Raw genomic sequence first — 14,002 nt, forward strand, 5'->3', positions numbered from 1 at the left:
GGTCACGTACCGCCCACCGGCCCGGCGCCGTGCCGGCCACGGCGGACATCCACCCCACCGGCAGCCTCGTCCCCCTCCCCGTAGGAGTGTCATCCCCATGCCACAGCGCACTGTCGTCATCGGCTCCCGTTCCGGACTGCACGCCCGGCCCGCCGCCGTCTTCGTCCAGGCCGCCGCCCGCCAGCCGGTCCGGGTGACCGTCGCCCGCGACGGAGGAACCCCGGTCGACGCCCGCAGCCTGCTGTCCGTGCTCGCGCTCGGCGCCAAGCACGGCGACCCGCTGGTGCTGTCCGCCGAGGGCGACGGCGCCGAGGCCGCCCTCGAGGAACTGGCCACGCTGGCCGCGGCCGACCTCGACGCACAGGAGCAGCGGTGACGACCGGCACCACCACCATCGGCACCCCCGTGCTGCACGGCATCGGCACCGGGGGCGGCAGCGCCGCCGGGCCCGTCGCCCGCATGGCGCCCCCGTCCGCCATGCCGCCGGCGCACACGGTGGCGCCGGCCGACGCCCCCGCGGAGGCCGCGGCGGCGCGCGGCGCGCTGTCCTGGGTCGCCGCCGATCTGGAGGAGCGGGCGGCCGCCGCCGGCGGCGACGCGGGCGCAGTCCTGTCCGCGCAGGCCATGATGGCCGCCGACCCGACCCTCGCGGACCAGGTCGCGGACCTCGTCCTCGGCGGGGTCGACGCGGCCCACGCGCTGGACGGGGCATTCCGCACCTTCCGCTCGTCCCTCGAGGCGGCGGGCGGCTACTTCGCCGAACGCGTCGCCGACCTCGACGACCTGCGCGACCGCGCCGTGGCCCGTGTCCTCGGACTCCCGATGCCCGGCCTGCCCGACCCCGGCGGGCCGTACGTCCTCGTCGCCGACGACCTCGCGCCCGCCGACACCGCCCTCCTCGACCCGGCCAAGGTGCTCGCCCTGGTCACCGAGCGCGGCGGACCCACCAGCCACACCGCGATTCTGGCGAAGATCCTCGGCCTGCCCGCGGTCGTCGGCTGCGCCGACGCCGCCGCGCTCACGGACGGCACACCGGTCCTCGTCGACGGCACCACCGGTACGGTCGTCCCCGACCCGGACCCGGACACCGTCGCGGCGGCCGCCGCACGCGACGAGCACCGGCGCCGCCTCTCGGCCCGGGCCGCCGGCCCCGGGCGCACGGCCGACGGCCATCCGGTCAAGCTGCTCGTCAACCTGGGCGCGCCGCAGGAACTGCCCGCCGCCGCGGCGGCCGACAGCGAGGGCGTCGGACTGTTCCGTACGGAGTTCCTCTACCTCGACCGCGAGCAGGCCCCCACCGGCGAGGAGCAGACGGCCGCCTACCGCGAGGTGTTCGCCGCCTTCGCCGGCCGCCGGGTCGTCGTGAGGACCCTGGACGCCGGGGCCGACAAGCCGCTGCCGTTCGCCACCGCGGCCGACGAGCAGAACCCCGCGCTCGGTGTCCGCGGCCTGCGGACGGCGCGCCGGGACCCGCAGCTCCTCGAGACGCAGCTGGCCGCGATCGCCACGGCGGCGCGGGGCGCCGACACCGACGTATGGGTGATGGCGCCCATGGTCTCGGTGCCCGCAGAGGCCGCCGACTTCGCCGAACGGGCGAAGGCCCACGGGCTGCGGACCGCCGGCGCCATGGTCGAGGTGCCCGCCGCGGCACTGCGCGCCGGGGACCTCGCGCGGCAGTGCGACTTCCTCAGCATCGGGACCAACGACCTGGCCCAGTACGCGTTCGCCGCCGACCGCACCCTGGGCGCTCTGGCCGGACTCCTCGACCCCTGGCAGCCGGCGCTGCTCGAACTCGTGCGGACGGCCGCGGAGGCGGGAGCCGACCAGGGCAGGCCCGTCGGGGTGTGCGGCGAGGCCGCCGCGGACCCGCTGCTCGCCCTGGTCCTCGTCGGCCTGGGCGTCACCAGCCTGTCGGCCGCGCCGGGCCGCCTCGCCGACGTCCGGGCGTCGCTGGCGTCGCACACCCTGGACGACTGCCGCCGGCTCGCCGGGCTCGCGCTCGCCGCCGCCGACGCGGCGACGGCCCACGAGGCCGTGCAGGAGGCCGTACGGGAGACGGCGACGGCCTGACCTGGTGACCCAGGCCGCCGGCGGCGCGGCCCGTCCGGGCACGGGCCGCGCCCACCGCTGTGTCCGGGGCAGCACTCCACGGCCAACGGTGCGAGCATGACGAGAGGGCCGTGGAGCACGGGCCGTCGCCGTCGCGGACCGGGACCAGAGGGCGGCCACAGGGATGGTGGAGCCGTTGAACGCCGCTGACCGGCAGCGGGAGCCGGACCTCCTGTGCGCTGTGTTCGAAAGCATGGGCGCCGGACTCTTCGTCACCGACATCACCGGACGGGTGACGGCCTCCAACCCGTGGGCCCGGCGACTCGTCGGACGGACCGAGGAACAGATCCTCGGCCAGGACGCGCACGACCTGCTGCACCGCCAGGCCGACGGCAGACGGATCCCCCGGGAGGAGTGCCGCGTCCTCGCGGTGATCACCACCGGGCGCCCGGCCGAGGGCAGCGACGAGTTCTACCTCCGGGCCGACGGCACCACCGTCCCGATCATCTGGGCCGCGACCCCCTTGACGCGGCACGGGCGGGTGGACGGCGCGGTGATCGTCTTCCACGACTTCAGCCTGCACCGGGAGGCCGCCGAGCAGCGGGCGACGCACCTCGCGGCACTGGAGGAGCTCACCGAGCGGCTGACCATGGTCGCCGAGATCTCCGCGGTGCTCAGCTCCACCATGGACGTCCCCAAGATGCTGCACCGGATGGTCCGCCTGCTGGTGCCGGACCTGGCCGACTGGGCGGCCGTCGACCTGTGCCACCAGGACCAGGCGCAGGACATGGAGCGGATCGCCGTACGGACCAGAGGTGAGGCGGGCGCGGCGGACGAGCTGCTCGGCCCGCTGCCGCCGCTGACCCGGACCCCGTCGTCGTCGGCACTGGTGCGGGTGATGCGGGGGAGCCGGCCGCTGCGGCTCGACGCCGGTGACCCGCCCCGTGCCGGGGAGCCGCCGCTCGCGCCCGCGCACCGGGAGCTCTTCGACCGGCTCGGCGGGCACTCGGCCGTCGTCGTGCCGCTGAGCACCCGCCGCCAGGTCTTCGGCGCGCTCACCGTCGGCCGCACCGGGGAACGCCGGCCGTGGACGGAGGCCGAGATCCTCGTGCTGGCCGACATCGGCCGCCGCGCCGGGCTGGTGCTGGACAACGCCCGGCTGTTCGACCGGCAACGGCATGTGGCGGAGACCATGCAGCGTCAGCTGCTCACCCCGCTGCCCCAGGTCGACCATCTGCAGATGGCCGCCCGCTACCAGCCCGCCCAGAGCGCCGCGGAGGTCGGCGGCGACTGGTACGACTCGTTCCTCCTGGCCGACGGCGTCACCACGATGGTCATCGGCGACGTCGTGGGCCACGACCTGCAGGCCGCGGCCCACATGGCCGAGGTGCGCAACATGCTCCGCGCCCTGGCCTGGGACCGCCAGGAACCGCCGAGCCTCATCATGCGCCGCCTCGACGAGGCCATGACCAACACCAGTGACGCGCCCATGGCCACCGCCGTGTTCGCCCGGATCGAGGGGCCGAAGGGCGGCCCGTGGGAGCTGCACTGGGTCAACGCCGGCCACCCGCCGCCGCTGCTGGTGACGTCCGACGGGCACGCCCGCTTCCTCGAGCAGGGGCGCGGCCCCCTGCTCGGCATGGACTCGGTCCTGCATCTGGGCCTCGGCTGGCCGGACGCCCGTGAGCCGCTGCCCGCGTGTTCCACGCTGCTGCTCTACACCGACGGCCTCGTCGAGAGCCGGCACCGCTCGATCGATGTGGGCCTCGCCCAACTGCGGCGCCATGCGGCCGCCCTCGCCGGCCGTGGGGTGGAGGACTTCTGCGACGAACTGCTCGCCCGCATCAGCCCCAGCGGCGACGACGTCGCCATGCTCGCCCTGCGCATCCCGGCGTGGGGCGAGGGCAAGGACGGCGACCCGCCCCCGCCGCTGCGGGTGCACAACCCGGCCGCCGCCGACCGCGCCGCCCCTGGATCGCAGGTGGAGGACAGCCCGGTGCGGGACACGTCGGTCGACGGCGGGTCATCGGAAAGCGCCTGATACGCGGCAAAGCCCTCGCAGACGGGCGGATTATGTCCAACTCCGCTAAATTCATCCTTCCGGGTGAGTGATCGGATCGCAGACGCCGGGAGCGGCCGGCGCTGTGGGGGTGGGGCGCGCCATGGCACTGTCACAGCTGAGCGATCCGACGCCCCACTCACCCGTGTTCGTGGACGCGACCGGGCGCCGCGGCAGGACGTTCCGCCGCCTCGGCGGGCTGCTCGCCGTCGTGTGCTCGGGCTACGCGGTCGCGCTCGTCGCCCTCATGGCGGGAGGCGACGCCAGCGCGCCCTGGCTGCCGAACCTCGGCGGCGCGGACGTGGCCGAAGGCGTCGAGACACGTCCCTTCCTGAGCGCATCCGCGACTCCCGCGGCGAGGGTCCCGCCGGCCGCTCCCCGCCCGGCACCGGACCCCGCACGGACACGCCCGCCCGGCCCCGCGAGCCGGCCGGTCCAACTACCCGTGGCCGCTCCGTCGGCCGCGTCCCCGGCGCCTGCCCTGCACCCGGCGGAGCCCACCGCGCCGGGCGGCACGGCAGCCCCGCTCCCGGCCCCGTCCGCCACGGCCCCGCACTCGGAGCCGTCCGGCACCGGCGAGCCCACGGTTGCCAACACCCCCGGCCCCACCACCACCGAGCCGGCGCCCTCCCGTTCCGCGGCACCCACCACCCCGGGAACACCCAGCGGCTCCGCAACGCCCGACGCTCCGCCGCCGACCGCCGACCGCCGACCGCCGACCGCCGCCCCGGCCCCCGCCGGCACCTGTCCGCCGGGGCCGCCGCCCGCGGACGTGGACGCGGAGTGCGGCCTGCCCTGACGCTCGCCCGCCGGCCGGCGTTCGAGGCGCGGGCCGGGGCGGACAGGCCGCGAGCCCGGTCCACCCGTCAGTCGTGCGGGACGACCGCGACCGGACACGGCGCGTGGTGGAGCGCCGCGTGCGCGACGGAGCCGATGCGCGTGCCGACGGGAGAGCGGCGCACCCGCCGCCCCACCACCAGCAGTTCGGCGGCGGGCGACGCCGACAGCAGCACCTGTCCGGCGCTGCCGATCTCCACGTGCTCGACCACCGGCACGTCGGGGAACCGCCGCCGCCACGGCTCCAGAGCCTCGGCCAGCACCTGCTTCTCGTACGGCTCCAGGCCGCCGGCCTCGTCGGCGAGCCGCAGCGCCCCCGAGCCGTAGGCGTACGCGGGCGGCAGGCTCCAGGCCCGTACGGCCCGGACGGTCGCGCCCCTGGCGGCCGCCGCCGTGAAGGCGAAGCCGAGGACCTCCCGGCTCTCGTCCGCGCTGCCCTGCTGGCCCACCACCACCTGCCCGGTGCCGTCGTCCGGCTCGTCCTGCGCGGGCGCGCGGACCGCGACCACCGGACGGGTCGCGGCGGCGATCACCTGCTGCCCGTAGGAGCCGAGCAGGAATCCGACGAGGGCGCCGTGGCCGCGTGAGCCGAGCACCAGCATCTCGGCCTCGGCAGCGGCGCGGAGGAGCGCGGGCACCGGAGTGTCCGCCACGATCTGCGGCGTCACGGACAGGTCCGGACGGCGCCCGCTCACCCTCGTCGCCGCGTCCCGCAGCACGGCCTCTGCCGTGCGCGCCTGCGTCTCCCGGTCCTGCACCAGGGGCACGTCGATCGGCTGCCAGAGCCAGGCGTGCACCAGGCACAGCGGCAGCCCGCGCCGCTCCGCCTCCGCGCCGGCCCAGTCCGCCGCGGCCAGGCTCTCCGCCGAACCGTCCACCCCTGCCACGATCGCGCGACCCATCGGAATGCCTCCCTGGTGCTGCGCCGTCTGATGCTGCCGGATGCCGCCGGGCCGGGTCTCGGACGAGCCGGTCACCGGCGCTGCCTTCTTCATGGTGCCGGACACACCGGGCAGGGCGGATCCTGGAATCAGCACCTCCGACAGGGCGGGAGAGCACGCCATGCAAAGAACGCAGGAGTGGAAGGTCGGACTGTTCCTCTCGGAGGAGGACGGTACGACGAAGGCCAGGGCGGTGCTGGACACCGGCACCACGACCCTCACCGGGCACGGGACCGCGCACTGCAGCCCCGCGGACGTGGACGTCCCCGAGATCGGTGACGACCTTGCCGCCGGGCGGGCGATGCGCAGTCTCGCCCAGAAGCTGATGCGGACCGCCGACCGCGACCGCGAACTCGAAGCGATGGGCGCGGGCCCCGCCGAGCCGCCCGCCCCCGGGTCGGTCATGCCGTACAGGACCCCCTGACTCCGGCCCGCGGGCCCTCCCGGCGCTTCGGCGGGCAGAGTGCGGGGTACGTGGCCATCCTGATCGCGTGTCCGGATCGCCCGGCGCCGACCGCCGGGCTTCACCGCCCGCGGCGCCGCGCCGGTCGCACGCCGCCGCCCCGGCCGGCGCGCACCTCCGGCCGGGGACGACCGCCGACGAGGGAGGACCGACATGACCGCGAGCGTTGGCCCCGCACCGCCGGACCACGGCGGCGACCCCGACCCGCACCGGTGAGCCCGGCCGGCTGGCGCGGTGTCGACGCCGTCGTCCTCGACACCGACGGCGTCATCACCGACTCCGCGCGGGTCCACGCCGCCGCGTGGAAAACGGCCTTCGACGCCTGTCTGCGCGCCCATCCGCCCGACGACCCGGCCGCCCGCCGCCCGTTCGACATCCAGGACGACTACCTCCGCCATGTCGACGGCCGGTCCCGCCAGGACGGCGCCGCCGCGTTCCTCGCCTCGCGCGGTCTGCGGCTGCCGCCGGGCAGCCCCGACGACGCGCCGGGCACGGACACCGTCGGGGCCGTCGCGGCGTACAAGGAGGAGCTGTTCACCGCGCGGCTGCGCGAGCGCGGGATCGAGCCGTATCCGGGGACCGTGCGGCTGCTGAAGCTGCTGCGGGAGCGTTCCGTCCCGCTGGCGGCCGTGTCCGCCTCCCGCCACGCGCGGGAGCTGCTCACCGTCGCCGGGGTACTGCCCTGGCTGGACGCGCTGGTCGACGGCACGGAGGCCGCCCGGCTGGGGCTCCCCGGCAAGCCGGAGCCCGCGCTGTTCCTGGAGGCCGCCCGCCGGCTCGGCGTCACCGCGGACCGCGCGGCGGTCGTCGAGGACGCCCTGGCCGGCGTCGAGGCGGGCAGACGCGGCGGCTTCGCCCTGGTGATCGGCGTCGACCGCACGGCGGGTCCCGGCACGGGCACCGCCCTGCTCGAGCACGGCGCCGACCTCGTCGTCCGGGACCTCGCCGAACTGCTGCCGGACGGCCCCGACTCCCCACCCGCCGCAAGCGACACCGAGGACTGAGGATGCACGAGTGGATCTGGACGTACGAGGGGTACGACCCCGCCCGTGAGCGGCTGCGCGAGGCGCTCTGCACGCTCGGCAACGGCTACTTCGCCACCCGCGGCGCCGCCCCCGAGTGCTCCGCCGACGCCACGCACTACCCCGGCACGTACGCCGCGGGCTGCTACAACCGCCTCACGTCGACCGTCTCGGGCCGCCAGGTCGAGAACGAGGACATGGTCAACCTCCCCAACTGGCTCCCGCTGCGCTTCCGGATGCACACCGGCGTCGGCGACGCGCCCTGGTTCACCCCGGACAGCACGGCCCTGGCCGAACACCGCCAGAGCCTCGACCTGCGCGCCGGCACCCTCGAGCGCACCCTGCGCTACGCCGCGGAGGACGGCCGCGTCCTCCACGTCCGGCAGGTCCGCCTGGTCCACATGGCGGACCCTCATCTCGCCGTGCTCCGCACCCAGTTCACGGCCGAGGGCTGGTCGGGGGACCTCGACGTGGAGGCCGCGCTCGACGGCTCCGTCACCAACAGCGGCGTGGCCCGCTACCGGGACCTCAACGGCAGCCATCTGATCCACGTCAACGCCGGAGACGGCGAGTCCGACACGATGTGGCTGCGCTGCCGCACCACGACCTCCGACATCCGGATCGGCATGGCCGCCCGGACGGCCGCCGACGACCCCGCGGAGGAGGAACGCGCCCACACCGCCCACGAGCCCCTGCGCGCCGTGCAGGTCATGCGGCTCGCGCTGACCGCCGGCACCACCCGTACCGTCGACAAGACGGTGGCCCTGCACACCTCGCGGGACCCCGCCATCAGCGACCCCCTGCACGCGGCCCTCGACCGGGTCGGCCGGGCTCCCGGCTTCGAGGCCCTGCTGGAGAGCCACCGGACGGCATGGCGCCAACTGTGGCGCAGGGGCGAGCTGGACGTGCCGGGGGAGGCGGGGAGCATCCTGCGGCTGCACCTGTTCCACGTCCTGCAGACGCTCTCGCCGCACACCGCCGACCTCGACGTGGGCGTCCCGGCCAGGGGGCTGCACGGGGAGGCGTACCGGGGCCACATCTTCTGGGACGAGCTCTTCGTCCTGCCGTACCTCAACCTGCACTTCCCCGAGGTGTCCCGCGCGCTGCTGATGTACCGCTACCGCCGGCTGGAACAGGCGCGCGGCCTGGCCCGCGACGCCGGGCACAGCGGCGCCATGTATCCGTGGCAGAGCGGCAGCGACGGGCGCGAGGAGACACAGGTGCTGCACCTCAACCCGCGGTCAGGCCGCTGGCTGCCGGACCACTCGAGGCTCCAGCACCACGTCGGCTCCGCGATCGCCTACAACGTGTGGCAGTACTGCGAGGCGAGCGGCGACACGGAGTTCCTGCAGACCAAGGGCGCGGAGATGCTGACGCAGATCGCGCGCTTCTGGGCCGGCTTCGCCTCGTTCGACGAGGAGTTCGGGCGCTACCGCATCCGGGGCGTGGTCGGCCCCGACGAGTACCACGAGGCGTATCCGGACTCCGGGGCGCCCGGCCTCGACGACAACGCGTACACCAACGTGACCGCGGCCTGGGTGCTGGCCCGCGCCCTGGAGGTGGTGCGCGAACTGCCGGAACCGCGCCGCCGCGAGCTCGCCGAGCGCACCGGCCTGGACCGCGGCGAACTCGCCCGCTGGGAGGACGTGTCACGCCGGCTGTACGTGCCCTTCCACGCCGGGGTCATCAGCCAGTTCCACGGCTACGAGGACCTGGAGGAGCTCGACTGGGACGGCCTGAGCGCCCGGCACGGGGACATCCGCCGCCTCGACCGCGTACTGGAGGCGGAGGACGACACCGTCAACCGCTACCAGGCCTCGAAACAGGCCGATGTGCTGATGCTCGGCTACCTCTTCTCGCCGGCCGAACTGGGCGGCCTCTTCCGGCGGCTGGGCTACGCGTTCGACGACGAGATGTGGCACCGGACCGTGGACTACTACCTCAAGCGCACCAGCCACGGCTCGACGCTGAGCGGCCTGGTCCACGGCTGGGTGCTGGCGCGGGTACGGCGTGAGGACGCGTGGACGTACGTCCGCGAAGCCCTGGAGGGCGACATCGCCGACCTCCAGGGCGGCACCACGGCGGAGGGCGTGCACCTCGGCGCGATGGCGGGCACCCTCGACCTGATCCAGCGGGGCCTGACCGGGATGGAGACCCGGGGCGGGGCGCTCTGGTTCGACCCGGTGCACTCCCCGCAGCTGGCCGAGTACGGCTTCTCGATCCGCTACCACGGCCACTGGGGCGTACGGGTGCGGATGCGGCCGGGGGAGCTGCACATCGGCGTGCCCGCGTCCGACGAGGCGCCCATCGAGGTGCGCCTCGGGGACCGGACGGTGTCGGTGGAGCCCGGCGGTTCACGGCTGCTGATGCTGCCCGACCACGGGCATCAGCCGCCGCCCTGACGGGACGCCGGACTCCCCGGACGCCTCAGGTGTCGTCGTGCTCGAAGGACAGCCGGTCCACCACCGTCACCGTGCCGTCCACGCTCTCGCAGAGCCGCACGACGACCGGCACCAGGCTGCGCCGGGGCAGCATCCCGCTGAGCGTCACCCTGCCGTCCGTCACCTCGACCGTGACCGCGGCGGGGGAGACGCCGAGCGTGCCGGCGAGCACGTCCTCCACGATCTCCTCCTGGATGGACCGGTCCCGCCGCAGGAACAGCTGCAGCAGATCGCTGCGGCTGACCACGCCGATGAGGACCCCGCCGCCGTCGACCACGGGCAGCCGCTTGACACGCCGCTCCTCCATCACCCTGGCCGCCCGGACGGCGCTCCACTCGGGCCTTGCCACCACGGCGGGGCTCGTCATCAGCTCACCGGCCGTCTCGCCCTCGTCACCGGAGGTGTGCCTGCGCAGCAGGTCGGCCTCGGACACGACGCCGATCGGGCGCTGGGCGTCGTCGACGACGGGTACGGCCGTGATGCCGTACTCGTCCAGCAGCCGGGCGATCTCCTTGAAGGTGGTGCCGGGCTGGACGGCGACGGCCTGCGGGGTCATGAGGTCGGCCACGCTGCGGTGTCTCATCGCGCATCGGGTCCCTTCACGGCGGGGCGCCGCCGGTGGTCTGCTGCTGCGACAAGTCTGGCGCGCCCCGGCACGGGATGCCGCACCGCGGCCGGCCGCGGCCCGAGGACGCCGGGTCCGCGGGTCATCCGGACAGTGCGGCGAGGGTGGCGTCGAGGTCCGCGGGCCGGGGCCGGTTGTGCGGAAGCTTCGCGAGGACGTTGGCCATGCCGCAGGTGTCCGTGAGCGCGGAGAACACCAGACCGCCGGCGACGCCGGCGGAGAGCAGGCGGGCCGCGGACCGGCGCCGTCCGAGGGCGAGCCCGGCCAGGACCAGCGACCCGGCCGCGAAGCGGACCTGCCGCTCCATCGCCCACGGCGCGGCCGCCGGCCGGGCGGTGCACGTCGTGGCCCAGCCGGGCCCAGGCGGACGTGCCGCCGGTCAGCGTGGCGGCGGTGATGCCGTGCGCGGCGAGCGTGGCGCAGGCCGTGGCCGAGCGGGCCCCGGACGCGCAGACCACGAGCAGGCCGCCCCTGCCGGCCGCGGCCCTCAGCGCGGGCAGCGCCGCGGCGAGGTGGTCCAGCGGGACGTTGTGCGCGCCGGGCAGATGACCGGAGGCGTACTCACCCGGGGTGCGCACGTCGACGACGGTCAGCTCGTGCAGCCGGGCGTGTGCCTGGGCGGGGGCGAGGGCGGTGGGAGTGCTCACGCGGGGACGCTCCAATTCCTGTCGGGGTCTGGCGGGGCTGTTTCCGGCCGTAGTACGCCGGTCTCGGTGCTGGGCGACACCCGTTCCGTAGGATACCCGGCGGGGTATGACGGCATAAGGAGTGGTCCCGTGGAACTGTCGATGGCGGCGGAGGAACTGACGACCGTGGTCAACCGGCTGCGCAGGGCGCAGGGGCAGATCGCGGGAGTCGTCAGGATGATCGAGGAGGGGCGGGACTGCGAGGACGTGGTGACCCAGTTGGCGGCGGCGTCGCGCGCCCTGGACCGGGCCGGTTTCGCCATCATCGCCACGGGCCTGCAGCACTGCCTCACCGACCCGGACACGGTCGCGAGCGGCGACCGTGAGGAGATGCGGGCCCGGCTCGAGAAGCTCTTCCTCTCCCTGGCGTAGCAACCGGCGGGAGCGTCGCCCGCGGGACCGTGGTCCGGTCGGCCGCCGTGCGGTCCCGGACCCCGCTGGCTACCGTGAACGTGCGCGGCGAGACCGCGCCTCGCCGCAGCCGGCGGACCGACACGGGAAAGGTGCCCGCCATGCCCGAAGAACCGCAGACCGGACACGGCTCCCTCGGTCCCGGGCACCCCAAGGGGGACATCGGCCGGCGGGTGGCCACCCGCCGGCAGCAGCTCGGGCTCTCCCGGGAGGACGTCGCCCTGCGCGCCGGTTCCGCACCCGGATACATCGAGTACCTCGAGGAGAAGACCGCCACGCCCGGCATGGGCTTCCTGCTGAGGCTGGCGGACGCCCTGGAGACGACCGTCACCGCCCTGACCGGCGGCGGCGCGGAGCTGGCCCCCGGCATCGGCATGGCCGGCGAGCGCCCGGAACTCGCGGAGCTCGGCCAGGACCAGTGCTGGGCCCTGCTCGGTACGCACGGCGTGGGCCGGGTCGCCGTCGTCACCGGGGAGGGCCCCGCCATCCTCCCGGTCAACTACCTGGTCTCCGAGGGACGGATCGCCTTCCGTACCTCACCGGCCGCCGTCCCTGCCAAGGCGGCGGGCACCGAGACCGCCTTCGAGGTGGACCACATCGACGACGCGTTCAGTCAGGGCTGGAGCGTGCTGGCGGTCGGCGCCGCCCGCGCGGTCACCGACGACGAAGGCGTCTCGAAGCTGGAGAGCCAGGCGTACAGCGCGCCGTGGGCGGGCGGTGAGCGCGATCTGTGGATCGTGCTGACTCCCGAGCGGCTGACCGGGCGCCGCATTCTCGTGCGCGGAGCACCGGGGCAGGGCCTGCGGCACTGAGTTCACTCGCCGGTTCGAGGTCCCTCCGAGTGCCGGCGGCACCCGCTCACGCACGCACCGGGTGTGCGCCGAACTCCCTTGCCCGTGACGCACCTTGAGGGGGTACCGCGCGCACCCCGATGGCGCAACGGGAACGCGCGTGGCGGGCGGAGGTTTCACGCCAGATCGGCGCGGCCGCCCCGCCCCGGGTGCCCGGCGTCGGTGTTTGAGCAGGCCGGCAGGTGCGTCGTCACTGGTCATGTCCCCCTGCGGCCGGTGCGGTTCGACAGCGGAGCCAGGGCGAGTATTGTCGAGCCCGACCGATGATGCAATTGCAGCTGGGATTACAGTGGCGGAATCCCGGTGAACAAGTCTGCGGACAAAGAGGAGTTGGGCGGAGTGGAGTTCGTCAACGGAATGCAGGCCGACGCCCTGGAGTCGGTGACCTGGATCAAGAGCAGCCACAGCAACGCCACCGGCAACTGCGTGGAGATGGCGGAGCTTCCGGACGGCCGGATCGCGATCCGTGACTCCCGCGGTCCGCAGGGCCCGGCGCTCGTCTGCACCCGCGACGAGTTCGCGGGGCTCGTGGCCGGAGTCCGCACAGGGGGATTCGACTCGGTAATCGGCTGAAAACAGCCGTTGGGCCGGCAGCTCGCCCATGGCTTCGACGGGGGAGTCCTGGATACTGTCGTCGTCCCTATTCCTCCGCAGGAGCGCCCGATGGCTGCAGCCGAACCGAGTCCGTCGTTGTTCGTCCGGCCGCTCGGAGCGGTCGAGAACAACCCGACCGCCCTGAAGCTCATCCTCGGCGGCAAACTGCGCGAACTGCGGGTGAGGGCCGGGCTCGACCCGGCGGACGTCGACTCCCGGCTGGGCTTCTCCCGTTCCAAGACCAGCCGGATCGAGCTGGGCCGCCACGGCTGCAAGCCGGCCGACGCCATGGTGCTGCTGGACCTCTACGGCGTCCAGGCGCCGGAACAGATCGCCGAGTTCATGCGGCTGGTCTCCCAGTCCCGCCAGTCGGACTGGTGGCGCTCCTTCAGCGACGTCCTCTCCGACTTCTTCGAGCCGCTGGTCGCCCTCGAGGGCGCGGCGGCGACCGTCCGTACCTACGAGCCGTTCTACGTACCGGGGCTGCTCCAGACCCCCGCGTACACCGACGCGGTCGTCCGGTCGGGCCCCGGACACCTCCTCATGCACGAGGTGGAGCGCCGTGTCGAACTCCGCCAGCAGCGCCAGCGGCAGCTCGACCAACCGGACGCCCCACGGCTGTGGGCCGTCATCGACGAGTCCGTGCTGATGCGCTCCGTCGGCGGGACCGAGGTGATGCGTGAGCAACTGCTGCATCTCGTCTCGATGATGGAGCGGCCCCGGGTGACACTGCAGGTCGCACCGCTGGAGGTGACGGCCGCCGTGGGAGTGGGCACGAGCGTCACCTATCTGCGCTTCGCCCTGAGCGACCTGAAGGACGCGGTCTACATCGAGCATCTGACGGACAGCACCTTCAGCCAGAAGCCCCAGGCCGTCGAGCAGTACCGCGACATGCTGGACCGGCTCGGCGCCTGCGCCCTCACGCCCAAGCAGTCGCTGGAACTGATCAAGGAACGCCTCAAGAACCTCTGACCCACCCCGGCCGACCCGGACGCCGGCCGGACGCGCACTGCGACGGCTGCG

13 protein-coding genes and 1 pseudogene are annotated in these 14,002 nt (G+C 74.6%); 11 read left to right on the forward strand and 3 right to left on the reverse strand.

The genetic code is table 11. The features are described 5' to 3' along the window. The first annotated feature begins 97 nt into the window (after positions 1-97). The 4 genes from ACFYOP_RS12540 to ACFYOP_RS12555 all read left to right on the forward strand — a co-directional run bounded on the left by ACFYOP_RS12540 (position 98) and on the right by ACFYOP_RS12555 (position 4,907). Complete coding sequence (locus ACFYOP_RS12540; RefSeq protein ID WP_356896103.1) at positions 98-376, forward strand: HPr family phosphocarrier protein; 279 nt, start codon at positions 98-100, stop codon at positions 374-376. Further along, positions 373-2,070: a phosphoenolpyruvate--protein phosphotransferase gene (gene ptsP, locus ACFYOP_RS12545; protein WP_356896105.1), complete on the forward strand. Its 1,698-nt coding sequence runs from the start codon at positions 373-375 to the stop codon at positions 2,068-2,070. Before ACFYOP_RS12540 ends, ptsP begins: the two co-directional genes overlap by 4 nt. Before the next feature lie 163 nt (positions 2,071-2,233). Further along, a complete protein-coding gene (locus ACFYOP_RS12550) occupies positions 2,234-4,090 on the forward strand; it encodes a SpoIIE family protein phosphatase (protein WP_356896107.1) in 1,857 nt (618 codons plus the stop codon). 121 nt (positions 4,091-4,211) lie between these two features. Next, complete coding sequence (locus tag ACFYOP_RS12555) at positions 4,212-4,907, forward strand: hypothetical protein (RefSeq protein WP_356896109.1); 696 nt, start codon at positions 4,212-4,214, stop codon at positions 4,905-4,907. A 67-nt stretch (positions 4,908-4,974) separates the two neighbouring features. On the opposite strand, the gene ACFYOP_RS12560 is transcribed toward ACFYOP_RS12555, so the two are convergent. Then, positions 4,975-5,847: a universal stress protein gene (locus ACFYOP_RS12560; RefSeq protein ID WP_356896261.1), complete on the reverse strand. Its 873-nt coding sequence runs from the start codon at positions 5,845-5,847 to the stop codon at positions 4,975-4,977. A gap of 160 nt (positions 5,848-6,007) precedes the next feature. On the opposite strand from ACFYOP_RS12560, the gene ACFYOP_RS12565 reads away from it, so the two are divergent. The 3 genes from ACFYOP_RS12565 to ACFYOP_RS12575 all read left to right on the forward strand — a co-directional run bounded on the left by ACFYOP_RS12565 (position 6,008) and on the right by ACFYOP_RS12575 (position 9,773). Then, complete coding sequence (locus tag ACFYOP_RS12565) at positions 6,008-6,310, forward strand: dsRBD fold-containing protein (RefSeq protein WP_356896111.1); 303 nt, start codon at positions 6,008-6,010, stop codon at positions 6,308-6,310. 251 nt (positions 6,311-6,561) lie between these two features. Further along, positions 6,562-7,353, forward strand: a complete 792-nt coding sequence (locus tag ACFYOP_RS12570) for an HAD-IA family hydrolase (protein WP_356896113.1) — start codon at positions 6,562-6,564, stop codon at positions 7,351-7,353. A 2-nt stretch (positions 7,354-7,355) separates the two neighbouring features. Beyond that, positions 7,356-9,773, forward strand: coding sequence for a glycosyl hydrolase family 65 protein (locus ACFYOP_RS12575; protein WP_356896115.1), 2,418 nt, complete (start codon positions 7,356-7,358; stop codon positions 9,771-9,773). A 25-nt stretch (positions 9,774-9,798) separates the two neighbouring features. Here ACFYOP_RS12575 and ACFYOP_RS12580 read toward each other — a convergent pair whose 3' ends face one another. After that, positions 9,799-10,395, reverse strand: a complete 597-nt coding sequence (locus ACFYOP_RS12580) for a CBS domain-containing protein (protein ID WP_356896117.1) — start codon at positions 10,393-10,395, stop codon at positions 9,799-9,801. A gap of 124 nt (positions 10,396-10,519) precedes the next feature. Next, positions 10,520-11,084: pseudogene (locus ACFYOP_RS12585) on the reverse strand (rhodanese-like domain-containing protein). A gap of 129 nt (positions 11,085-11,213) precedes the next feature. Between ACFYOP_RS12585 and ACFYOP_RS12590 the strand changes: the two are divergent. The 4 genes from ACFYOP_RS12590 to ACFYOP_RS12605 all read left to right on the forward strand — a co-directional run bounded on the left by ACFYOP_RS12590 (position 11,214) and on the right by ACFYOP_RS12605 (position 13,951). After that, positions 11,214-11,495 (forward strand): metal-sensitive transcriptional regulator, encoded by a 282-nt coding sequence (locus ACFYOP_RS12590; protein WP_356896119.1) that lies wholly within the window; start codon positions 11,214-11,216, stop codon positions 11,493-11,495. 140 nt (positions 11,496-11,635) lie between these two features. Continuing rightward, positions 11,636-12,346: a pyridoxamine 5'-phosphate oxidase family protein gene (locus ACFYOP_RS12595; RefSeq protein WP_356896121.1), complete on the forward strand. Its 711-nt coding sequence runs from the start codon at positions 11,636-11,638 to the stop codon at positions 12,344-12,346. Between the two features lie 396 nt (positions 12,347-12,742). Continuing rightward, positions 12,743-12,958 (forward strand): DUF397 domain-containing protein, encoded by a 216-nt coding sequence (locus ACFYOP_RS12600; RefSeq protein WP_356896263.1) that lies wholly within the window; start codon positions 12,743-12,745, stop codon positions 12,956-12,958. A 90-nt stretch (positions 12,959-13,048) separates the two neighbouring features. Further along, positions 13,049-13,951, forward strand: coding sequence for a helix-turn-helix transcriptional regulator (locus tag ACFYOP_RS12605; RefSeq protein WP_356896123.1), 903 nt, complete (start codon positions 13,049-13,051; stop codon positions 13,949-13,951). Positions 13,952-14,002: the final 51 nt, after the last annotated feature.

The organism is Streptomyces sp. NPDC006294 (genome assembly GCF_042870895.1).
In the GTDB taxonomy this organism is placed as follows: domain Bacteria; phylum Actinomycetota; class Actinomycetes; order Streptomycetales; family Streptomycetaceae; genus Streptomyces.

Excerpts from the sequence above, each read along its gene's own strand:
- ACFYOP_RS12540 (WP_356896103.1), top strand. The coding sequence starts at position 98 with ATGCCACAGCGCACTGTCGTCATCGGCTCCCGTTCCGGACTGCACGCC.
- ACFYOP_RS12550 (WP_356896107.1), top strand. The coding sequence starts at position 2,234 with ATGGTGGAGCCGTTGAACGCCGCTGACCGGCAGCGGGAGCCGGACCTC.
- ACFYOP_RS12555 (WP_356896109.1), top strand. The coding sequence starts at position 4,212 with ATGGCACTGTCACAGCTGAGCGATCCGACGCCCCACTCACCCGTGTTC.
- ACFYOP_RS12560 (WP_356896261.1), bottom strand. The coding sequence starts at position 5,847 with ATGGGTCGCGCGATCGTGGCAGGGGTGGACGGTTCGGCGGAGAGCCTG.
- ACFYOP_RS12565 (WP_356896111.1), top strand. The coding sequence starts at position 6,008 with ATGCAAAGAACGCAGGAGTGGAAGGTCGGACTGTTCCTCTCGGAGGAG.
- ACFYOP_RS12575 (WP_356896115.1), top strand. The coding sequence starts at position 7,356 with ATGCACGAGTGGATCTGGACGTACGAGGGGTACGACCCCGCCCGTGAG.
- ACFYOP_RS12580 (WP_356896117.1), bottom strand. The coding sequence starts at position 10,395 with ATGAGACACCGCAGCGTGGCCGACCTCATGACCCCGCAGGCCGTCGCC.
- ACFYOP_RS12595 (WP_356896121.1), top strand. The coding sequence starts at position 11,636 with ATGCCCGAAGAACCGCAGACCGGACACGGCTCCCTCGGTCCCGGGCAC.
- ACFYOP_RS12600 (WP_356896263.1), top strand. The coding sequence starts at position 12,743 with ATGCAGGCCGACGCCCTGGAGTCGGTGACCTGGATCAAGAGCAGCCAC.
- ACFYOP_RS12605 (WP_356896123.1), top strand. The coding sequence starts at position 13,049 with ATGGCTGCAGCCGAACCGAGTCCGTCGTTGTTCGTCCGGCCGCTCGGA.